Source organism: Pseudomonas sp. BE134 (assembly GCF_031456105.1).
In the GTDB taxonomy this organism is placed as follows: Bacteria; Pseudomonadota; Gammaproteobacteria; order Pseudomonadales; family Pseudomonadaceae; genus Aquipseudomonas.
Map to the genome: position 1 here is coordinate 157098 of NZ_JAVDUA010000009.1, position 18577 is coordinate 175674.

Annotated in this window: 19 protein-coding genes; 8 read left to right on the plus strand and 11 right to left on the minus strand. The window is 59.4% G+C overall.

Going from position 1 to position 18577, the window contains the following annotated elements; genetic code table 11:
- Positions 1–49 precede the first annotated feature (49 nt).
- Entirely contained in the window at positions 50–619 is a 570-nt protein-coding gene (locus tag J2Y56_RS10255; protein ID WP_007944785.1) for a DUF4174 domain-containing protein, read from the minus strand.
- A gap of 179 nt (positions 620–798) precedes the next feature.
- Here J2Y56_RS10255 and J2Y56_RS10260 point away from each other — a divergent pair, with 179 nt between their 5' ends.
- Positions 799–1167 carry a VOC family protein gene (locus J2Y56_RS10260; protein WP_007944786.1) on the plus strand — a complete coding sequence of 123 codons (369 nt, stop codon included), beginning with the start codon at positions 799–801 and terminating at the stop codon, positions 1165–1167.
- A gap of 20 nt (positions 1168–1187) precedes the next feature.
- Here J2Y56_RS10260 and J2Y56_RS10265 read toward each other — a convergent pair whose 3' ends face one another.
- Complete coding sequence (locus J2Y56_RS10265) at positions 1188–1973, minus strand: sulfite exporter TauE/SafE family protein (protein ID WP_007944787.1); 786 nt, start codon at positions 1971–1973, stop codon at positions 1188–1190.
- A 225-nt stretch (positions 1974–2198) separates the two neighbouring features.
- Positions 2199–2948: a hypothetical protein gene (locus J2Y56_RS10270; RefSeq protein WP_007944791.1), complete on the minus strand. Its 750-nt coding sequence runs from the start codon at positions 2946–2948 to the stop codon at positions 2199–2201.
- A gap of 136 nt (positions 2949–3084) precedes the next feature.
- Here J2Y56_RS10270 and J2Y56_RS10275 point away from each other — a divergent pair, with 136 nt between their 5' ends.
- Complete coding sequence (locus J2Y56_RS10275) at positions 3085–3906, plus strand: aldo/keto reductase (RefSeq protein WP_310349973.1); 822 nt, start codon at positions 3085–3087, stop codon at positions 3904–3906.
- Between the two features lie 31 nt (positions 3907–3937).
- On the plus strand, positions 3938–4408 hold the full coding sequence (locus J2Y56_RS10280; RefSeq protein WP_007944795.1) for a DUF1810 domain-containing protein: 471 nt from the start codon (positions 3938–3940) through the stop codon (positions 4406–4408).
- Here J2Y56_RS10280 and J2Y56_RS10285 read toward each other — a convergent pair.
- The gene (locus J2Y56_RS10285) at positions 4373–6733 is read right to left on the minus strand and encodes a DNA polymerase II (RefSeq protein WP_162131641.1); all 2361 of its coding nucleotides are present in this window, start codon (positions 6731–6733) and stop codon (positions 4373–4375) included. The genes J2Y56_RS10280 and J2Y56_RS10285 overlap by 36 nt on opposite strands.
- A gap of 222 nt (positions 6734–6955) precedes the next feature.
- Here J2Y56_RS10285 and J2Y56_RS10290 point away from each other — a divergent pair, with 222 nt between their 5' ends.
- The gene (locus J2Y56_RS10290; protein ID WP_007944798.1) at positions 6956–7396 is read left to right on the plus strand and encodes a CBS domain-containing protein; all 441 of its coding nucleotides are present in this window, start codon (positions 6956–6958) and stop codon (positions 7394–7396) included.
- A gap of 79 nt (positions 7397–7475) precedes the next feature.
- Here the strand turns inward: J2Y56_RS10290 and J2Y56_RS10295 are convergent, their stop codons facing one another.
- Positions 7476–8105, minus strand: coding sequence for a glutathione S-transferase N-terminal domain-containing protein (locus tag J2Y56_RS10295; RefSeq protein ID WP_007944799.1), 630 nt, complete (start codon positions 8103–8105; stop codon positions 7476–7478).
- A 251-nt stretch (positions 8106–8356) separates the two neighbouring features.
- On the opposite strand from J2Y56_RS10295, the gene J2Y56_RS10300 reads away from it, so the two are divergent.
- Positions 8357–8758: a hypothetical protein gene (locus J2Y56_RS10300; RefSeq protein WP_007944800.1), complete on the plus strand. Its 402-nt coding sequence runs from the start codon at positions 8357–8359 to the stop codon at positions 8756–8758.
- A gap of 80 nt (positions 8759–8838) precedes the next feature.
- Here the strand turns inward: J2Y56_RS10300 and J2Y56_RS10305 are convergent, their stop codons facing one another.
- Positions 8839–9933, minus strand: coding sequence for a DUF1615 domain-containing protein (locus tag J2Y56_RS10305; protein ID WP_007944801.1), 1095 nt, complete (start codon positions 9931–9933; stop codon positions 8839–8841).
- Between the two features lie 185 nt (positions 9934–10118).
- On the opposite strand from J2Y56_RS10305, the gene J2Y56_RS10310 reads away from it, so the two are divergent.
- Complete coding sequence (locus J2Y56_RS10310; RefSeq protein WP_007944802.1) at positions 10119–11654, plus strand: FAD-dependent oxidoreductase; 1536 nt, start codon at positions 10119–10121, stop codon at positions 11652–11654.
- A gap of 124 nt (positions 11655–11778) precedes the next feature.
- On the opposite strand, the gene hemB is transcribed toward J2Y56_RS10310, so the two are convergent.
- The 3 genes from hemB to J2Y56_RS10325 form a co-directional block, all read right to left on the minus strand.
- Entirely contained in the window at positions 11779–12753 is a 975-nt protein-coding gene (gene hemB / locus J2Y56_RS10315; protein WP_007944803.1) for a porphobilinogen synthase, read from the minus strand.
- 291 nt (positions 12754–13044) lie between these two features.
- The gene (locus J2Y56_RS10320; RefSeq protein ID WP_007944804.1) at positions 13045–13887 is read right to left on the minus strand and encodes a PhzF family phenazine biosynthesis protein; all 843 of its coding nucleotides are present in this window, start codon (positions 13885–13887) and stop codon (positions 13045–13047) included.
- A gap of 33 nt (positions 13888–13920) precedes the next feature.
- Complete coding sequence (locus J2Y56_RS10325) at positions 13921–14619, minus strand: glutathione binding-like protein (protein WP_007944806.1); 699 nt, start codon at positions 14617–14619, stop codon at positions 13921–13923.
- 375 nt (positions 14620–14994) lie between these two features.
- Here J2Y56_RS10325 and J2Y56_RS10330 point away from each other — a divergent pair, with 375 nt between their 5' ends.
- Positions 14995–15666, plus strand: coding sequence for a histidine phosphatase family protein (locus J2Y56_RS10330; RefSeq protein WP_405046847.1), 672 nt, complete (start codon positions 14995–14997; stop codon positions 15664–15666).
- Between the two features lie 166 nt (positions 15667–15832).
- Here the strand turns inward: J2Y56_RS10330 and mnmH are convergent, their stop codons facing one another.
- Together mnmH and selD are read right to left on the minus strand one after the other, a co-directional pair.
- Positions 15833–16930, minus strand: a complete 1098-nt coding sequence (gene mnmH / locus J2Y56_RS10335) for a tRNA 2-selenouridine(34) synthase MnmH (RefSeq protein WP_310349976.1) — start codon at positions 16928–16930, stop codon at positions 15833–15835.
- Positions 16930–17964 (minus strand): selenide, water dikinase SelD, encoded by a 1035-nt coding sequence (selD, locus tag J2Y56_RS10340; protein WP_007944810.1) that lies wholly within the window; start codon positions 17962–17964, stop codon positions 16930–16932. Before selD ends, mnmH begins: the two co-directional genes overlap by 1 nt.
- Positions 17965–18179: 215 nt before the next feature.
- Here selD and J2Y56_RS10345 point away from each other — a divergent pair.
- Positions 18180–18577: transposase (locus J2Y56_RS10345; RefSeq protein ID WP_310349978.1), on the plus strand; the 398-nt coding region annotated here is incomplete at its 3' end.

The window sequence follows — 18577 nt, forward strand, 5'->3', positions numbered from 1 at the left end:
CGCAGGCCAGCGCACATGATCCTAGGACGCCCCGATTTTTTAGGAGGGTTCAGTCATCAGGCATTTCCGGCTGCTTGGCGGTTTTACCCGATTTGCCAGGCTTGGCGGCCTTGGTGCCTTTGGCATCTTTGGCCGGTTCGGCTGCAACAGGGGTCGCTACCGTGGGCGGGGGCGCTTCTTTCTCCGCCGCGGGCAACGCGTCGATGGTCTCGAATATCTTCTTCAAATCGACTGACTTTGATTCTTCCCCCGAACTCTCAAGCTTCTTTTCACCGTCCTTGCCGATCAGGATCACTTTGGGCAACGCCCCCGCACCCAGTTTGAGGGCGCGGATCAGTGCCATGGTGTCCTGTTGACCGAGATCCTTGCCGTCGAGCTGCCCGAACATGTTCAGCACGGTGTACACCCTGATATTTCGCTGGGCGATACCCTCCTTGTTGGCGGGATCGTTCAGAGACGTTTTCAGACCCGTCCAGACGGGGTCGACGGTGCTGGTCGCGATGACAATCAGTGGCCGGGACCGGCCTTTGTCCATGTCCAACGGTGAATCGCTTTCGGCTGCGAGCAAGGGACCGGCGAAAGCCAGCAAGGTTGTCAGGGTCAAAAACCTGATGAGCATGCGCATCTCCTTTTGATAACCACGCTCTAATGATTGCGCATCGCGGCGTTCGTTCCGGGTGACGTACCGCAATTGTGTTTCGCCTTGACCCAAGCTTAGGTCAGGGCGGTCATTGCGCAACAGGCTGGGCTAATCTCAAAGCCATAACGATCCACCTGAACCGCCGTGAGGACTTCTCCATGAGCGCTCAGCTGAACCACACCATTGTCTGGTGCCACGACAAGCAGGTATCGGCGAACTTCCTCGCCGATCTCCTCGGGCTGCCCGCACCCACGCCTTTCGGCCCGATGTTGATCGTCACATTCGACAACGGCGTGTCGCTGGATTTCTACAACAACGAGCCGCCGATTGCATCCCAGCACTATGCGTTTTTGATCGGTGACGACGACTTCGACAAAGCCTTCGCGCGCCTGCAAGCACGCGGCCAGCCGTGGTGGGCGGACCCGGGCAAGCAGCGGCTGAAGGAAATCAATGATTACGCAGGAGGACGGCGGGTGTATTTCGATGACCCTGATGGGCATCTGCTGGAGATATTCACCCGCGAGTGACACTGGCGAATCAGTGGGAATCAGAACGCCAGTTTGTAACCGATCAGCACCAACATCGTCGCCAGGCACGGGCGCAACAGTTCATCGGAGATCTTGCCGGTCAGATGACTGCCCAACCAGATACCCGGCAGCGAACCAATCAGCAGGTAACCCAGCACATGCCAGTCCATGTTGCCCATGCTTGCATGGCCAAGCCCGGCGACCAGGGTCAACGGTACGGCGTGGGCGATTTCCGTACCGACGAGGCGACGGGTCGGCAGCAGCGGATACAGGATGAACAGGGCCACGGTGCCAAGGGCGCCCGCACCGATGGACGTCAGTGCAACCATGGTGCCCAGCACCAGGCCGGTGATCACCGTCATCACGTTGAGGCGCTTGCCGCTGGGGTTGTAGTTGCCGCCGGCGCGATTGTGCGCGAACTCAAGCAGGCGCTTCTTGAAGAGAATGGCCAGCGCCGTGGCGAACAGAACGAAGCCCAGCGCCTGTTTGATGATGGCATTCATCGTTTCGGGAGCGGTGTGCAAGCTGCTCAGGAACCACAGCGTCAACGCCACGGCCGGCACGCTGCCCAGGGTCAGCCAGCCGGTAATCGCCCAATCGATGTTGTTGTTTTTCCTGTGAACCAGCACGCCACTGGATTTGGTGATCGCCGCGTACAGCAGATCGGTACCGACCGCCGTCGCCGGGTTGATGCCGAACCACAGCAGAATCGGGGTCATCAACGACCCACCACCGACGCCAGTCATGCCAACAATAAAGCCAACCACCAACCCGGCAACGACCAACCCGATGTTCACTAAATCCATTGATACGTCCACAAAAGCACAGGAGAAATCTGGCCCGCAGCATAGCGATTTTTCTTATAACCACTTATATCGATGCGGACTATCGTTATATCCGAGACGTAACCACCACCCCAATTCCTGTGGGAGCGAGCTTGCTCGCGATAGCGGTGTATCAGGCAACATCGATGGTGGGTGTCAGATTGCAATCGCGAGCAAGCTAGCTCCCACAGGGGAGTGGTGTCAGCCCTATTGCACCGGCAGGAAGTTCAGAAACAGCAGGCTCTGCGCGTAGTTCAAGCCGATGCGTCGGTACCGTTCGTCCAGCATCTGCGTCAGCAAATCCAGGCGCGCAACGATCTTGCCGAACTCCACGGCAAAACTCAGGTTACTGCCCTCCTCCGAGATCTCATTGGAAAACAGCAACGGTTCGCCTTGTTTGTTTTGTCGTTGGCTGAGAATCCACGTGGCGATCTCGATGTTGCGCGCGGCATTGCTGACGAACGTCGGGTTGATCGCATCCGTCATGTAGAACTCCAGACGATTGCCGTGAGCGGTCACCAACATGCTGCCGATGGCATAAATGAAGGCACCGACCCGGTCACCGAGAAACTCCGGACTCATCGCATACCTGAGCGCCGCCAAGTCTTTTTTGCCGCCGAGGGTGGGCAGTGGCTGTTGCTCTTCGATGGCCATGCGTACTTGCTTCCCCGCCGTTCGGGCGTCGAGGAAGCCGGATTTCTTCAGCTCATCGGGATTGCGCAGGTAGAGCTTGCTCATCAGCACGTAGAGGCTGTTGAGGTTGTCACGCATCGCCAGCGTGGCCATGCGGTCAACGCTGGTCTGGAGAAACTCCTGGGGGCGTCCTTCGCGGAACTGGCTGACGATGTCATTGCCCTGCTGCTGGCTGCAACCGGTGACAAAGAGCATCGCCAGGTAAGCCAGGAGCAAGCAACAGCGGTGGATCGCTCGGGTGATTAGGGGTAAAACTTGAGCCATGGGTTCTTGAACTTGGCATGGGCCAACGGAGGGGATCGCCATCGGCTGCCCAAGGATAGAGCCACCAAAAGCAAAAAAGTGCGGTGCCAACGGTCCGCCAATCCAGTATTCACCGAGGCACAGAGAGGAGGTTTACATGCGCACGCTTGAATTGGCCGGCGTCAATGTACCGGTCGTCGGCCAAGGCACTTGGCGTATGGGTGAGGATCCCTCGGCGCAAGCGCGTGAAGTCTCGGCCCTGCGCCTGGGCATCGAGTTGGGCATGACACTGATCGATACCGCTGAGATGTACGCAGAAGGCGGTGCCGAGGAAGTGGTCGCTGAAGCCATTAGCGGCTTGCGCGACAAGGTCTTTCTGGTCAGCAAGGTCTACCCGCACAACGCCAGCTGCCAAGGCATTCCCCTGGCTTGCGAGCGCAGCCTTCGGCGCTTGAAGACCGATTACATCGATTTGTACCTGCTGCACTGGCGCGGCCAGTTTCCCCTGGAGGAAACCGTTGAAGCCTTCGAACGCCTGCGTGAAGACGGCAAGATTGGCCGTTGGGGCGTGTCCAATTTTGATCTGGACGACCTGCACGAACTGAATTCACCGGCCTGCGCCACCAATCAGGTGATGTATAACCTGGAAGAGCGCGGCATCGAATTTGATTTACTGCCCTGGAGCCAACAGCAGCGGCAGCCATTGATGGCGTATTGTCCCATCGGTCAGGGCGGGGAAATGCTGGCCCATCCTGCGCTTGAAAAAATTGCCGCCCGTCACGGGGTGACACCCGGCCAGGTCGCGCTGGCATGGATTCTGCGGCAGACCGGTGTGATTGCCATCCCCAAGGCGGTCAAACCTGAACATCTACACTTAAATGCACAAGCCCCGCAATTGCAGCTCGATCCCGGGGATCTGGAGGCGCTGGACCACGCGTTTCACGCGCCACAACGCAAACAGCGATTGGCCATGGTCTGAGCCCATCGACGTATTGTCAGAGGGTTTCTGCATGAGAAGCACCGATGCGCTCGATGCTTTTAACCTGCCACGTTTCATCAAGGCTCAAGAGCCGGTATTCGAGTGGGTCCAGGAAGAACTGAGTGCCGGTAAAAAACGTCGTCACTGGATGTGGTTCATCTTTCCGCAACTGGCCGGCCTGGGCGGGAGCGAAATGTCCCGATACTTTGCCATTAGCTCCGACGAGGAAGCCGTGGCGTATCTGGAACATCCGTTGCTGGGTCCACGACTGCGAACCTGCACGGAAATGGTCCTGAACATCAAACAGCGCTCGATCGCCGAGATTTTCGGCCATCCCGATGACCTCAAGTTTCACTCGTCAATGACCCTGTTTGCTCAGGTCACCCCAGAAAACAGCGTTTTTCATCAGGCCCTTGCGCAGTATTTTCACGGCATACCGGATGCCTGGACGCTGTCGTTGCTGGACTTAAAACAGGCCCAATTGCCCACCAATCAGGGTTGAGAAGTCGTCGTCCACGAACGGCAGGATCGCGTCTGCCACCGGTTGCAGTTGCCGGGTGACGTAGTGGTCGTAGTCGATAGGCGCGCTGCGAATCTCCAGTGGTTCGGGCCCGGCGACGGTGATCACGTAGCTGATCCAGCCGCCGTTCTGATACTGACGCGGGCGGCCCTGCCGGTCATTGAAGTCATCGGCGATGCGCGCGGCGCGCACATGGGGTGGCACGTTGCGCTCGTAATCATCGAGGGTGCGCCGCAGACGCTTGCGGTAGATCAGACGCTCGTCGAACTCGCCGGCGAGGGTCTTTTGCACGTAATCGCGTACGTAATCCTGATAAGGCTTGCGATGGAAGATCCGCGAATACAGCTCTTGCTGGAATTGCCGGGCCAGGGGCGACCAGTCGGTGCGTACGGTTTCCAGGCCTTTGTAGACCATTTCATCCGTGCCATCGGCGCGGGTGACCAAGCCAGCGTAACGCTTCTTGCTGCCCTCCTCCGCACCACGAATGGTCGGCATCAGAAAGCGCTTGTAATGGGTTTCGAACTGCAATTCCAACGCGCTTTCCAGCCCGTATTCCTCACGCACATGTTCACTCCACCACTGGTTGACGTGGTCCACCAGCGCGTGGCCGATTCGCGCGGCCTCTTCCTGGCCGTGAGCGCGGCGCAGCCAGACGAACGTGGAGTCGGTGTCGCCGTAAATCACCGTATGGCCCTGGGCTTCGATCAGCTGTCGGGTGCGCAGCATGATCTCGTGGCCGCGCAAGGTGATGGACGATGCCAGGCGTGTGTCGAAGAATCGGCAGCCACTGGAGCCGAGCACGCCGTAGAAGGCATTCATGATGATCTTCAGCGCCTGGGACAGCGGCGCATTGTGTTCGCGCTTGGCGGTTTCGCGGCCTTCGGCGACCCGGGCGACGATGGCCGGCAGGCAATGCCGGGATCTGGAAAAACGCGCCCCGCGAAAACCCGGTACCGAGTCGCTGTCATCAGGATGCTGCAAACCCTCAATCAGCCCGACCGGGTCGATCAGGAAGGTGCGGATGATCGACGGATAAAGGCTTTTGTAGTCGAGTACCAGCACCGATTCGTACAGGCCCGGTTGCGAGTCCATGACAAAACCACCGGGGCTGGCCTGTGGTGACTTGCCGCCCAGGTTCGGCGCCACAAAGCCCTGACGGTGCATCAGCGGCATGTAAAGGTGGGTGAACGCCGCCACCGACCCACCGCTGCGGTCCGCCGGCAAACCGGTGACGCTGGCGCGTTCCAGCAGGAAGGTCAGCAGTTCGGTCTTGGCGAAAATCCGGGTCACCAATTCGCAGTCTTTGAGGTTGTAGGTGGCGAGGGCCGGTTTGTCCTCGGCGAACATGCGGTTGATTTCGTCCATGCGCTGATACGGCGTGCTGATGGCCTTGCCCTCGCCCAGCAGGGTTTGCGCGACGTTTTCCAGACTGAACGAGGGAAAATTCCAGGTCGCCGAACGCAAGGATTCGATGCCGTCGATGATCAATCGTCCCGCCGCTGCCGCGAAGTAATGATTGCGGCTGCCATGCTCACGCCACTGCATCTCTTCGCCACCGCGTCCAAGCTTGAGCGGTACCGCCAGGCGCCGGGCGTGTTCATGCAGTATACGCAGGTCGAACTGCACCACGTTCCAGCCGATGATCGCGTCGGGGTCGTAGCGGGCAAACCACTCGTTGAGTCTTTTCAGCAATACGGTTCGCGAGTCGCAGTATTCGAGCTGGAAATCCACCGCGCTGGCGTCGCCGTTGGGTGGCCCGAGCATGTACACCTGGCGCTCGCCGCAGCCTTCCAGAGCGATGGAATACAACTCGCCTTGAGCGGTGGTTTCGATGTCCAGTGAGACCAGCCGCAACTTGGGCCGGTAGGTCGGGTCAGGTTTCATCTGCGCGTCGAGCAGCAGGCCCTCGCCATCAGGCGTACCGCCAAAGATCACCGGCGCCGTGATGAAGCGCTCCATCATGTAGCGCTCCGCCGGGCGAACGTCGCCCTCGAACATATCGACCCCGGCCTTGCGCAGCGCGGTTTCCAAACGCATCAACTGACCGTGCTGCTGGCAATACAGGCCAAGAACCGGGCGGTGTTCGAAATCCAGCAGGGCCAAGGGCTTTAGCTCGACGTTTTTCTCGCCGTACAGCACCTGTTGCGCTTGCTCGCGCTGGACGGCCGGAATGAACGCCACCGACGGTTGATGAGGCAGGCGGATACGCCGGGGACCCGTATCGGTCGCCAGCCAGAATTCGACTTCCGTGCCGGCCGGGGTGTCGCGCCAATGCCGGGTCAGGACGAAGCCCTGCTGTAAATCCACCACTGCAACCTCACGTATTGATTCAGGCTGCAATTCTACGCGTCATCAAGGGTCAGCGGGTCATGCACGCCACTTTCGACTTCTCTCTGCGGTTTCCACGCGGTTTACCGAAGAAAAACCGCTGAATGGCGTTTTTTGAGTGTTATCTGCCGCTTTCTTCCTTGCCCTGCGCGTCAGGGTCTACGATTCTTCAAGAACAACGACAACACCCGAGAAGCCACCATGAAAACCGTTGCCCAACTGCTCAAGCTCAAAGATCAGAAAAATCAGGAAGTGCACCAGATCAAACCTGATCACATGGTGCTGGAAGCGTTGATGAAGATGGCCGAGAAAAACGTCGGCGCCTTGCTGGTGGTGGAAAATGATGAAGTGCTGGGCATCATCAGTGAACGCGATTACGCACGCAAACTGGTGCTGCATGGCCGCTCTTCGGTGGGCACGCCGGTTCGCGACATCATGGTGTCCCCGGTCATCACCGTAGACACCCACCAAACCGTCGATACGTGCCTGGGCATCATGTCCGATCGCCGCCTGCGCCACCTGCCGGTGGTGGAAAACGGCAAGCTGATTGGCTTGCTGTCCATCGGCGACCTGGTCAAGGAAGCCATTGCTGAACAGGCAGAACTGATTCGCCAGTTGGAGCAATACATCCGCGGCGAATAACTAGTACCCACCGAAAAACCCTGTGGGAGCCGGGCTTGCCCCTGCTCCCACAAAAGCCCCACAGTTTATCTCCTTATCTTCAGTGCTCAGGCGGCCAATGCCGGGCGAAGACCGGTGCCAATGTCGGGTGTCGGTCGATGCGTTCCAGCCACGCGAAAAAACCGGGTCGGGCGCTGCGTAAATGCTCTCGACTGCCGGCCCATCGAGACACTACCGCCGCCAGCACATCCAGCGCGCCCGGCGCTTCATCGCCCAGATACAACTCGCCGGAAAACTGATCGGCAAACACCTCCCAGCTCCAGTGCAATCGCGCGCGGGCGCCGGCCAAGAGGTTTTGCCTGGACGCCTCATCTGTCTCGGCCAACCAGCGTTCGGGGTAATCGATAATGCCGATGGCCACATAACAATTGCTGACGATGTACGCCAGTCCCCGGATCGCCTGATCACGGTCAGCGGGCAGTTTCGGCAATAGATTCGACTTGGGAAACGTCAGCCCCAGATGAATCAGAATCGCCGCACTTTCGGTGAGAACGCTGCCATCGGGCAGTTGCAGGGTCGGAATCTGCTTGAGCCGGTTGAGTTTCTCCAGTGTCTGGGCGGCCTCCGAGGACAGCTCGACGTCGATAAAGCGGTAAGGAATGTCGCACAACTCCAGCGCCGCTTCTATCGCCGCCGCGCCAGAGTTCTGGTGTCCGTAAAGCTGGTACATGGTGCGGCCTCCTGGCGAGACAAGAATGGGGTCATAAGAGGCGTCATCTGCTGGTCACGCTCCCAGTGTAGAAGCGGCGGCTGACCCCATCCGCACCTTCCGTCGACTGAACCATCCCGCCCGCGTGGGGCCACTCACGCCGCCTATCAATACCGTCGATGTTCACCATCACATCAATGAAGTTCTCATAAAAATTCCTCGGCGTAACATCCGCTCCATACCAACCAATAAACACCCCGGAGCACACCATCATGAAACGCCAAACTCTCCTCAGCATCGCTTTCTCGGTCTTTGCAGTTAACGCTTTTGCCGCTACCTCTGCTCAACCTGTAGTCGCTGAAGGCGGCTCGGATCGTCTGATTGAAAGCCGTGTGGCTGAAGGGGGTTCGGATCGTTTGATCGAAAATCGTGTGGCCGCTGACGGTTCCGACCGACTGATCGAAAACCGCGTAGCCGCTGACGGTTCCGACCGCCTGATCGAAAACCGTGTTGCCTCCGATGGTTCCGACCGTCTGATCGAAAACCGTATTGCCGCTGACGGTTCCGACCGCCTGATCGAAAACCGTGTTGCCGCTGATGGCTCCGATCACCTGATGCAGAACCGCGTTGCCGAAGGTGGCTCCGACCGTCTGATCGAAAGCCGCGCGGTGTAAATGAAGGGTTTTACCGCAGTACTCAACGAAAAACCCGGCCTCACCCGCCGGGTTTTTTTATGCCTGTTTTTTGCATCGGGTCACTTGCCAGCCCGCACCATGCAGCGCTGATAACGCCCGTCGACCCGATTGGCAAACCACGCGGTGGTGAGTTTTCGGGTGATTTTCGGGCTCTTCAGCTCGATCCCCGGCAACACCGCGCGGGGCAATGGCCGGCCCTCGGCGTGATCGGCCAACGCGAACACGCGCTGGTAGAGTTCGGTCTCCTCGAAGCTGAGACTTTTGCCCTCCTCCAGTTGATTGCGAATGGTCATATTGCGCATCCCCAATTGCTTGCCGAGGCTGCGCACCGCCAGTTCGGTGGTGCCGGCCATGATCGAGTCATAGCGGACCAGATCGCCATCCAGCGTCAACGGGATGCCTGATGCCCGACTCACCGCATTCTGAAACGCCGCATTGCGGCTGGCGTACCAACCGGCATTGAAGTCCGCGAAGCGATACAGCGGTTCTGTGTAGCTCACCGGATAACCGAGCAAGTGGGCAATGCCGAAGTACATGCCACCGCGTCGAGTGAACACCTCATGCCGGATCGAACCCTTCACCGGATACGGGTAACCCCGCGATTGCTGCTCGGCGAAATCGATGCTGACTTGCATAGGTCCGCCGGTGTGTACCGGGTTGAAGCCACCAAACAGGGTTTTGCCCATGGGCACCATGCCAATGAACTCATCAAAAATCGCGCTGAGTTCCTTTTCGCTGCGCGCTGCGTTGAGACGATCGCTGTAACTCTTGCCATTGGGTGATTTCACCTTGAGCGCAGCGCTGACCAGCAGGTCGGGAATGTGGGCTTTCTCGGCGCGACGGTCGATTTCCTCCCGAGCGATCTTGCCCAGGCCCGGCACAGCTGGGTCGACCTGGAAGGTGGATTCCTGCTCGGTAACGGCGAGCACTGAGCACAGGTTTTGCGTGGACGGATAAATGCTCTGCGCGGCGAATGCGGCGTAGATGTCCGTGGCCCAGCCTTGGCGATCCGTGGTGCTGGCCGGCAGCAGGCGCACGATTTCGGCCTTGACCTCGGCGGGCTTGCGCACTGGCGGTTCCTGTGTCCGCTGAGTGCCGCAACCGGCCAGCAGCAACAGCGCCACAACACCGGTAATCAATCGATTGGCTTGCATGGTGCTCCATCAAATCCGTTGAGCCGGGTTAACCATACGATCAATGGCATGGCGCAGGCTATGACTGCGGCCGTCGCAGCCTGTTCCATCGACACGCCTGTCGGGGCATTTTCCGTTGGGCAGCCAGCCTGCCCGCGCTTTGCGACTGGACCATACTTGAGCCAGGCACCGAGGAGAACAGGCTGATGACTCGTAGCGACGTACTGATCGTCGGCGCCGGTCCGACCGGGCTGGTACTGGCGCTGTGGTTGAGCAAACTGGGGATCCGCGTGCGGATTCTCGACAAGACTTCCGCCCCCGGCACTACGTCCCGGGCACTCGCGGTCCAGGCGCGGACGCTGGAGCTTTATCGCCAGCTCGACCTTAGCGAGGCCGTGGTGCAAAACGGTCATCGGGTGGCGGCGGCGAATTTCTGGGTCAAAGGTGAACCGGTGGCGCGTTTGCCCCTGAGCCGCATTGGCGAAGGCCTGACGCCTTACTCCTTCCTCGAAATCTACCCGCAGGACGAGCACGAACGACTGCTGATAACACGCCTTGAGGCGTTTGGCATCCACGTCGAGCGCAACACTGAGCTGGAGTATTTCGAAGACTCCGGCGCTGGCGTCACCGTCCAACTACGCTTGCCCGACGGTCAACTGGAAATCTGCCAGACCTGCTACCTGGCGGGTTGCGACGGCGCCCGGTCAGTGGTGCGCAAGACACTGGACACGGGGTTCCCGGGCGGGACCTATCAGCAGATTTTCTATGTCGCCGACGTACAAGCCAGCGGGCCGACGTTCAATGGCGAATTGCATGTGGACCTTGATGAAGCGGACTTCCTTGCCGTGTTCCCCCTCGCTGGTACGGGTCGCGCCCGGTTGATCGGCACGGTGCGCGACGAGCGCGCGGACCAGGCTGAAACCCTGCGCTTTGAAGACGTCAGCAGCCGGGCCATCGAACACCTGAACGTGCAGATCGAACAGGTGAACTGGTTCTCGACCTATCGCGTACATCACCGGGTCGCCGACCACTTTCGAACCGGGCATGCGTTTTTGTTGGGCGACGCGGCCCACGTTCACAGCCCGGCCGGTGGCCAGGGCATGAACACCGGGATTGGCGACGCGATAAACCTGGCGTGGAAACTCGCGGCGGTGTTGAGTGGCGGCGCCGAGGCCAATCTGCTCGACACCTACGAAACCGAACGCATCGCCTTTGCGCGCAAGCTGGTCGCCACCACCGACCGGGTGTTCACTTTCGTCACCGCCGAAGGGCGCATGGCCGATGTACTGCGTACACGGCTGGCACCGTTTTTAATCCCCAAAATGGCTTCGTTCGAGACGTCCCGCGAGTTCCTGTTCCGCACTGTCTCGCAGATCACCTTGAACTATCGTGGTATGCCATTAAGCACCGGTGTCGCCGGACACGTTCACGGCGGCGATCGCCTGCCTTGGGCGCATGATGGTGAAGGCGACAACTTTGAATCGCTGAGAAATCCGGTCTGGCAGGTGCATGTTTATGGCGACACCAGCGACGAAATGATCGCTTGGTGCAATGAGCATCATCTGCCGTTGCAGGTGTTCTACTGGCGGCCGGCGTTTGAAGCGGCGGGGTTGGGACGCAACGGGTTTTACCTGTTGCGGCCGGATACGTATGTGGCGATTGCCGAGACGTGTTCCGATCCGAAGGTGATTGAGCGGTATTTTCAGCATCACGGGATTCGGCCTTACTTCGGCGCTACCTGATTCAACTCAAATCAACTGTGGGAGCGAGCCTGCTCGCGAAGGCGTCGTGACAGTCGACATTTCTAACAACTGATACACCGCTATCGCGAGCAGGCTCGCTCCCACAGGGGGAATGTGTTGGGGATCAGATCCCGGCCAGGGCCAGGTCCATCGCGAAGTAAGTGAAGATCAAATCCGCCCCCGCTCGCTTGATCGCGCCAAGGCTTTCTCGCACCACGCGACCCTCATCAATCGCCCCCGCTTGCGCCGCGAATTTGATCATCGCGTACTCGCCGCTGACCTGATACGCCGACAGCGGCAAACGCGAAACCTCACGGATGTCGCGGATGATGTCCAGGTAGGCGCCGGCCGGCTTGACCATCAGCGCGTCAGCGCCTTCCTGTTCGTCCAGCAGCGATTCGCGCACCGCTTCGCGGCGGTTCATCGGGTTCATCTGATAGCTTTTGCGATCGCCCTTGAGCGCGCTGCCGCCGGCTTCACGGAACGGGCCGTAGAGCGCCGAAGCAAACTTGGTCGAATAGGCCATGATCGCTGTCTGACTGAAACCCGCATCATCCAGCGCCCGGCGAATCGCCTGGACCTGCCCGTCCATGGCCGCTGACGGGGCAATCACATCGGCGCCAGCCCGCGCCGCAGCCACGGCTTGTTTGCCGAGGTTGATCAGGGTCTGGTCGTTATCGACTTCGAGGTTGTGCATCACACCGCAATGACCGTGGTCGGTGTATTCGCAGAAGCAAGTGTCGGACATCACAATCATCTCCGGCACGGCATCCTTGGCGATTCGCGACATGCGCGACACCAGCCCGTTGTCGCTCCAGGTGTCACTGCCGCTGCTGTCCAGATGATGCGACACGCCGAACGTCATGACCGACTTGATGCCGGCGCGGGCGTAGCGCTCAATCTCGCCGGCCAGTTTCGACTCCGGAATACGCATCACACCGGGCATGCTGTTGATCGGCACGAAATCGTCGATCTCTTCCTCGACAAAAATCGGCAGCACCAGATCGTTCAGATTGAACTCGGTTTCCTGGAACAGACTGCGCAGGCTCGCGTTGCGGCGCAAGCGACGAGGACGTGCTTCGGGGAACTGACTGGACATGGGCATTCCTGAAAATCGGAGGATGAGACGTTCGTCGTAGGGGGCGAAGCTTATGCCCTGCAAGGCGCAAGGCACAAACCCGGTGCGCGGAAAAAACCCTTACCGCTTCGGCAATAATCCCCACCTGCAATACACATCTTGTAGCAGCTGCCAAGCCCGCGAGGCTGCGTCCGGCCGCGAAGCGGTCGCTAAACCTGCCACCGTATTCTTCAGTCAAGCCGCGGTAACCGGACTGCGACCGCTTCGCGGCCGGACGCAGCCTCGCGGGCTCGGCAGCTGCTACAGGGCGGGTTATAGCGTCAGGGTGCCGCTGATACACGTCACCACCGCACCGCCAATCCAGATTTCATCGCCCACTTGATCCACCTGAATGCGCCCCGCCCGGCCCATCGTCAGGCCCTGGCTGACCACATAAGACGCTGGCGCCAGCCCCTCGGCGAGCAACCATTGCGCAATCCCGGCATTCAAACTGCCGGTAGCCGGGTCTTCCGGCATGCCGTCACCGGAGATGAAGGCCCGTACTTCGAACTGCGCGTCATCGCCATCACGCTCGGGATTCCACGGCGCGATCACGCCGACCGCCAGGCCAAGCATCTGCGAGTGATCCGGTTGCAAATCCAGCACCTGCTGGCGCTCCTCGACCATGACCGCCAACCAGCCAGCACCGTTATCCACCCACTGCGCCCGGACAATCGCGCCGACCTCCAGGCCGAGCCCGCGTCGCACGCGCTCCACCAGATCGGCGTCCACCGGCCCGGCGTTGATCAGGGGCGGCGCGAGAAACGCCAGTTCCGCGCCTTGCCGGCGGACCCGCACCAACCCGACGCCACACTCCTGAATGATCTCCTCGCCCTTGGGCACGCCGCCCGCCTCAAGCCATGCATGGCAGGTGCCCAACGTCGGATGGCCGGCGAAGGGCAATTCGTTCAGGGTGGTGAAGATCCGCATGCGGTAGTCGGCACGTGGATCGCGCGGTTCCAGCACGAAGGTGGTTTCACTGAGGTTGGTCCAGGTCGCGAACGCGGCCATGCGTTCGTCACTGAGCTCGTCCGCACCGAACACCACCGCCAATGGATTGCCCTTGAGGGCGACGCGGCTGAAAACATCTACTTGTTTGAAATCGAATGAGCTCATTGCCTGCCTTGGTCTTGATGAAGTCAAAAGGATCTACTTGGGTATTTCCAGCCCGCGCATCACCGCCGGCCGCGCCAGAAAGCGCTCCAGCACCCGCGTGACGTTCTTGAAGTCCTTGATGCCCACCAGATCGCCAGCCTCATAGAAGCCGATCAGGTTGCGCACCCACGGGAACGTTGCGATGTCGGCGATGGTGTAGCGCTCGCCCATGATCCAGTCGCGACCTTCAAGGCGTGCATCCAGAACCTTTAACAACCGTTTACTTTCATCGACGTAACGGTCGCGGGGCCGTTTGTCTTCATAGTCCTTGCCGGCAAATTTGTTGAAAAAACCGAGCTGGCCAAACATCGGCCCGATGCCGCCCATTTGAAACATCAGCCATTGAATCGTCTCGTACCGCGCTGCCGTTTCCTGGGCCAGCAGTTGCCCGCTCTTGTCGGCGAGGTAAATCAGAATCGCCCCGGACTCGAACAATGGCAGGGGTTTGTCGTCGGGACCGTGGGGGTCGAGGATCGCCGGGATTTTGTTGTTGGGGTTCAGCGAAAGAAATTCGGGGGACATCTGGTCCTGGGTGTCGAAGCCCACGCGGTGCGGTTCGTAGGGCAGTCCGATCTCTTCGAGCATGATCGACACCTTGACGCCGTTGGGGGTCGGCAAGGAGTAAAGCTGGATCCAGTCGGGGTACTGAGCCGGCCATTTTTGAGTAATCGGGAATTTAGACAGATCGGTCATCGGGAGCATCCATCGCCAAAAGAAAGGCTTGAGCATAATCCAGGATCACCGCCCACCGGTTGCGATTTTTTCGCGTTATCGAAACCGCTGATGACCAGGATCAATAGCATTCAGCGTTAGCCAGCCCCTCTAGCGCGTACCCTGTCCATAATTTCGCAACATTCTGTCAATAACCTTTGCTGCAACCCGTTCAAGCTTGTCGATACAGTGCCGCCCCCGCCGGAATCGAACCAAAAGGGCTTCAGAGGACTCTGAGCAATGCCCTTTCGGACACGGACCGGCTCAAAGACATGGAAAACACCCCGAAGCTGGAAGCTCGCGGTGTAAAGGTTTGTCAGCCTTAACTGAATGCGCTGAAGATCACTTATTCACATGATGAACCTTTCAAATTTCGCTAAACGCCTCAAACACCGTGCGTATGTATTTCTGCCAGCAATGCTGGTGACGAGCGCGTTGTTTTTGTCACTGGAGTCCAGCGAAAGCCGCGCCCAACCGGCGGATGGCACCCAAACGCTGGTGTTCCTGCGTCACGCTGAGAAACCCGCCGGCGGTCTGGGCCAACTCAATTGCCAGGGCCTCAACCGCGCCATCGACCTGGCCACCTTGTTGCCGGAAAAATTCGGCAAGGCCAACTACGTGTTTGCCGCCAACCCGACGCGCAATGTCGAGGAAGGTGAACTGGACAATTCCTACAGCTACATCCGTCCACTGATGACCATCAGCCCCAGCGCGATCAAGCTCGGTTTACCGGTGAACATCAAATACTCGGCCAACGACACCAGCGACCTGGCGGACGAATTGCTCAACAACAAGTATCACAACTCCATCATCTACACCGCCTGGTCCCACGGCTACCTGCCAGAGTTGATCAACAAGGTCGCAGCAGAAGCCGTCGGCAAGAAGCAGGACATCACCGAGGACTGGGAGTCCAGTGACTACGATTCGGTGTATGTGCTGACCCTGACCTGGCACAACGGCAAGGCCAGCCTCGACAGCCACAGCTACAAGCAAGGGCTGGATAACGGCTCGCAGACGTGTCCGACCTGAGCGGTCAGGGCTGTTTTGCTTAAGATTTGTAGCGCCTGCAAGGGCGCTATCGCGAGCAGGCTCGCTCCCACAGTGGATCTCGGTCGTACACAAATTCTGTGTTCACTGAAGATCTAATGTGGGAGCGAGCCTGCTCGCGATGGGGCCGGCAAAAACGGCCTTGCTGTTACTGACTCACCCTCGCCCGCAAGTATTCAAGAACCGCCGCCTTCTCCCCCGCAAACTCAATCCGCGCGCCTTTTTTCTCCCGCTGAAACGCATACATCGGGTCGTAGTACTCGCCAAGCAATCCTTCGATCCAGCCTCGGTGCAAGTCCACCGCCCCGCTTCGGCCCTGCTCTGCCAAGGCCTCTTCCATCATGATCAGCATCCGCCGATGGCGTTCACCACCCAGACGTTTCTGCACGTTGTTCAGGCTTTCCAGCAAGCGCTCGGAAAACCGCGCAAACCCTTCCTCGCCATGCACGCCAATGAACTCGGCACACAAGTCCACCACGTAGTCGCGCAATATCCGCTCGACGCGCCCTTCAAGGCTGTCTTCCAGCCAGACCATCGAAAACTGCTGCATGCCCTGATACAGCGGCAACGGCAAGGCGCAACTACCGACCGCCCGACTCTCGTCTTCCAGCACAAACTGCTCGATACCGTGGGCGCGTTTTTTCAGGACATCCACTGCCAGACGGTTTTCGAAATCGATGTTAGACGGTTGCCCGGTCGCGCGTTTGCCAAAGCTGGAGCCACGATGATTGGCGTGGCCTTCAAGGTCGAGTCCGTTGTTCAACTGCGTCAGCACTTCGGTCTTGCCGGTACCGGTCATACCGCCCAGCAAGACGAAATCGCACTGGGCAGCGGCCTGATCGAGGGTGTCGAGCAGGAAGGTGCGCATGGCCTTGTAGCCGCCACCGACCCGGGGATAGTCAATGCCGGCTTCGTCCTTGAGCCACTGCTGGACGATCTGCGAACGCAAACCGCCGCGAAAACAATACAAGTAGCCCTCGGGGTTCGCTCGGGCGAAATCGGCCCAGGCCTGGATGCGCTCAGCCTTGATTTCGCCGGACACCAGTTGATGCCCCAGTGTAATGGCCGCCTGCTGACCTTGCTGCTTGTAACAGGTGCCGATGCGCTGGCGCTCGCTGTCATTCATCAGCGGCAGGTTGACCACGCCGGGGAATGAACCCTTGCTGAATTCCACCGGCGCGCGGGCGTCCATCATCGGCCGGTCGTTGAGAAAGATGTCGCGGTAATCGGTGAAGTCGCGTGACATCAAAACACCTCAACCGCGTGTGTCTGTCGCTCAACCAGTTCACCGATGGGTTCCAGGCTCAGACCCAGTTCAGCCGCCACCGCGAGGAACCGTTCGTTGCCCTCGGGTGTGACCGCAATCAGCAGGCCACCGCTGGTCTGCGGATCGCACAGCACGCGTTTGTGCAGCTCCTGAAGTCGTCCCAGTTTGCTGGCGTAGCTGTCGAAGTTGCGCAGCGTCCCGCCTGGCACGCAGCCTTGGTCGAGGTAGTACTCGACACCCGGCAGGCGTGGCACGCGGTTGTATTCGATGCGGGCGGTCAGATGGCTGCCATCGGCCATTTCTACCAAATGCCCCAGTAGACCAAACCCGGTGACGTCGGTCATCGCAGTCACGCCGTCGAGCTTGCCGAAACGGCTGCCGGGTTTGTTCAGGGTGCACATCCAGTCGCGGGCCAGACCGATATCGGCCGTGCGCAACTTGCCCTTTTTCTCGGCGGTGGTGAGGATGCCGATGCCCAGTGGCTTGGTCAGATAGAGCAGGCAACCGGCCGTGGCCGTGTCGTTGCGTTTCATGTGGCGCTTTTCCACCAGACCGGTCACGGCCAGGCCGAAGATCGGCTCCGGTGCATCGATGGAGTGACCACCGGCCAATGGAATCCCGGCCTCATCGCAGACCGAGCGCCCGCCGCGAATCACTTCCCGGGCTACTTCCGGCGCCAGTACATTGACCGGCCAGCCGAGGATCGCAATCGCCATCAGCGGATCGCCGCCCATGGCATAGATGTCGCTGATGGCATTGGTGGCGGCGATGCGGCCGAAATCGAACGGGTCATCGACGATGGGCATGAAGAAGTCTGTGGTGGAGACCACGCCGCGTTCGTCATCAATGGCGTACACCGCCGCGTCGTCGCGCGAAGCATTGCCGACCCAGAGTTTCGGGTCCAGGTTCTGCGCCCCGCTACCGGCCAGAATCACCTCCAGCACCTGGGGGGAAATCTTGCAGCCACAACCTGCGCCGTGGCTGTATTGGGTCAGACGAATCGGCTCGCTCATGGGGTGCACCTAATGGGATCAATGCGGCCGATTCTAGCAGACGAGATTGATGTCGACTGTTAAGCCCTCATCGCCAGCAGGCTGGCTCCCACAGTAGATCTTCAGTGAACACAGCTATTGTGTATGACTGAGATCCACTAATGAAATGGCTACCCCCGCTGCCCCCTGTGATCGCCCACTAAGCTTTCACAGGGGGCCTACCGGAGACCGTTGCCATGAACAAAGTAGCTATTGCCGCCATCGATCTTGGAAAACATACCTTCCATCTGCATGCCCAAGATGATCGAGGTCATGAGCTTTACCGAAAAAAGTTTAATCGGGTGGCGCTCGCTCAACATTTGGCGAACCTCGAACCGTGTACGGTCGTAATGGAAGCCTGTGGCGGTGCCCATTTCATGGCGCAGGAAGTCGCCAAACTGGGACATACGCCCAAGCTCATTGCACCTCATCTGGTACGCCCTTACGTGAAAAGCAACAAGAACGACTTCGCCGATGCCGAAGCGATCTGCGAGGCGGCAACTCGCCCCACGATGCGCTTCGTGCCCCCAAAAAACCAGGCTCAACAGGCGTTGGCGATGCTCAATTCGGTGCGTGAGTCCTACATCAAAGACCG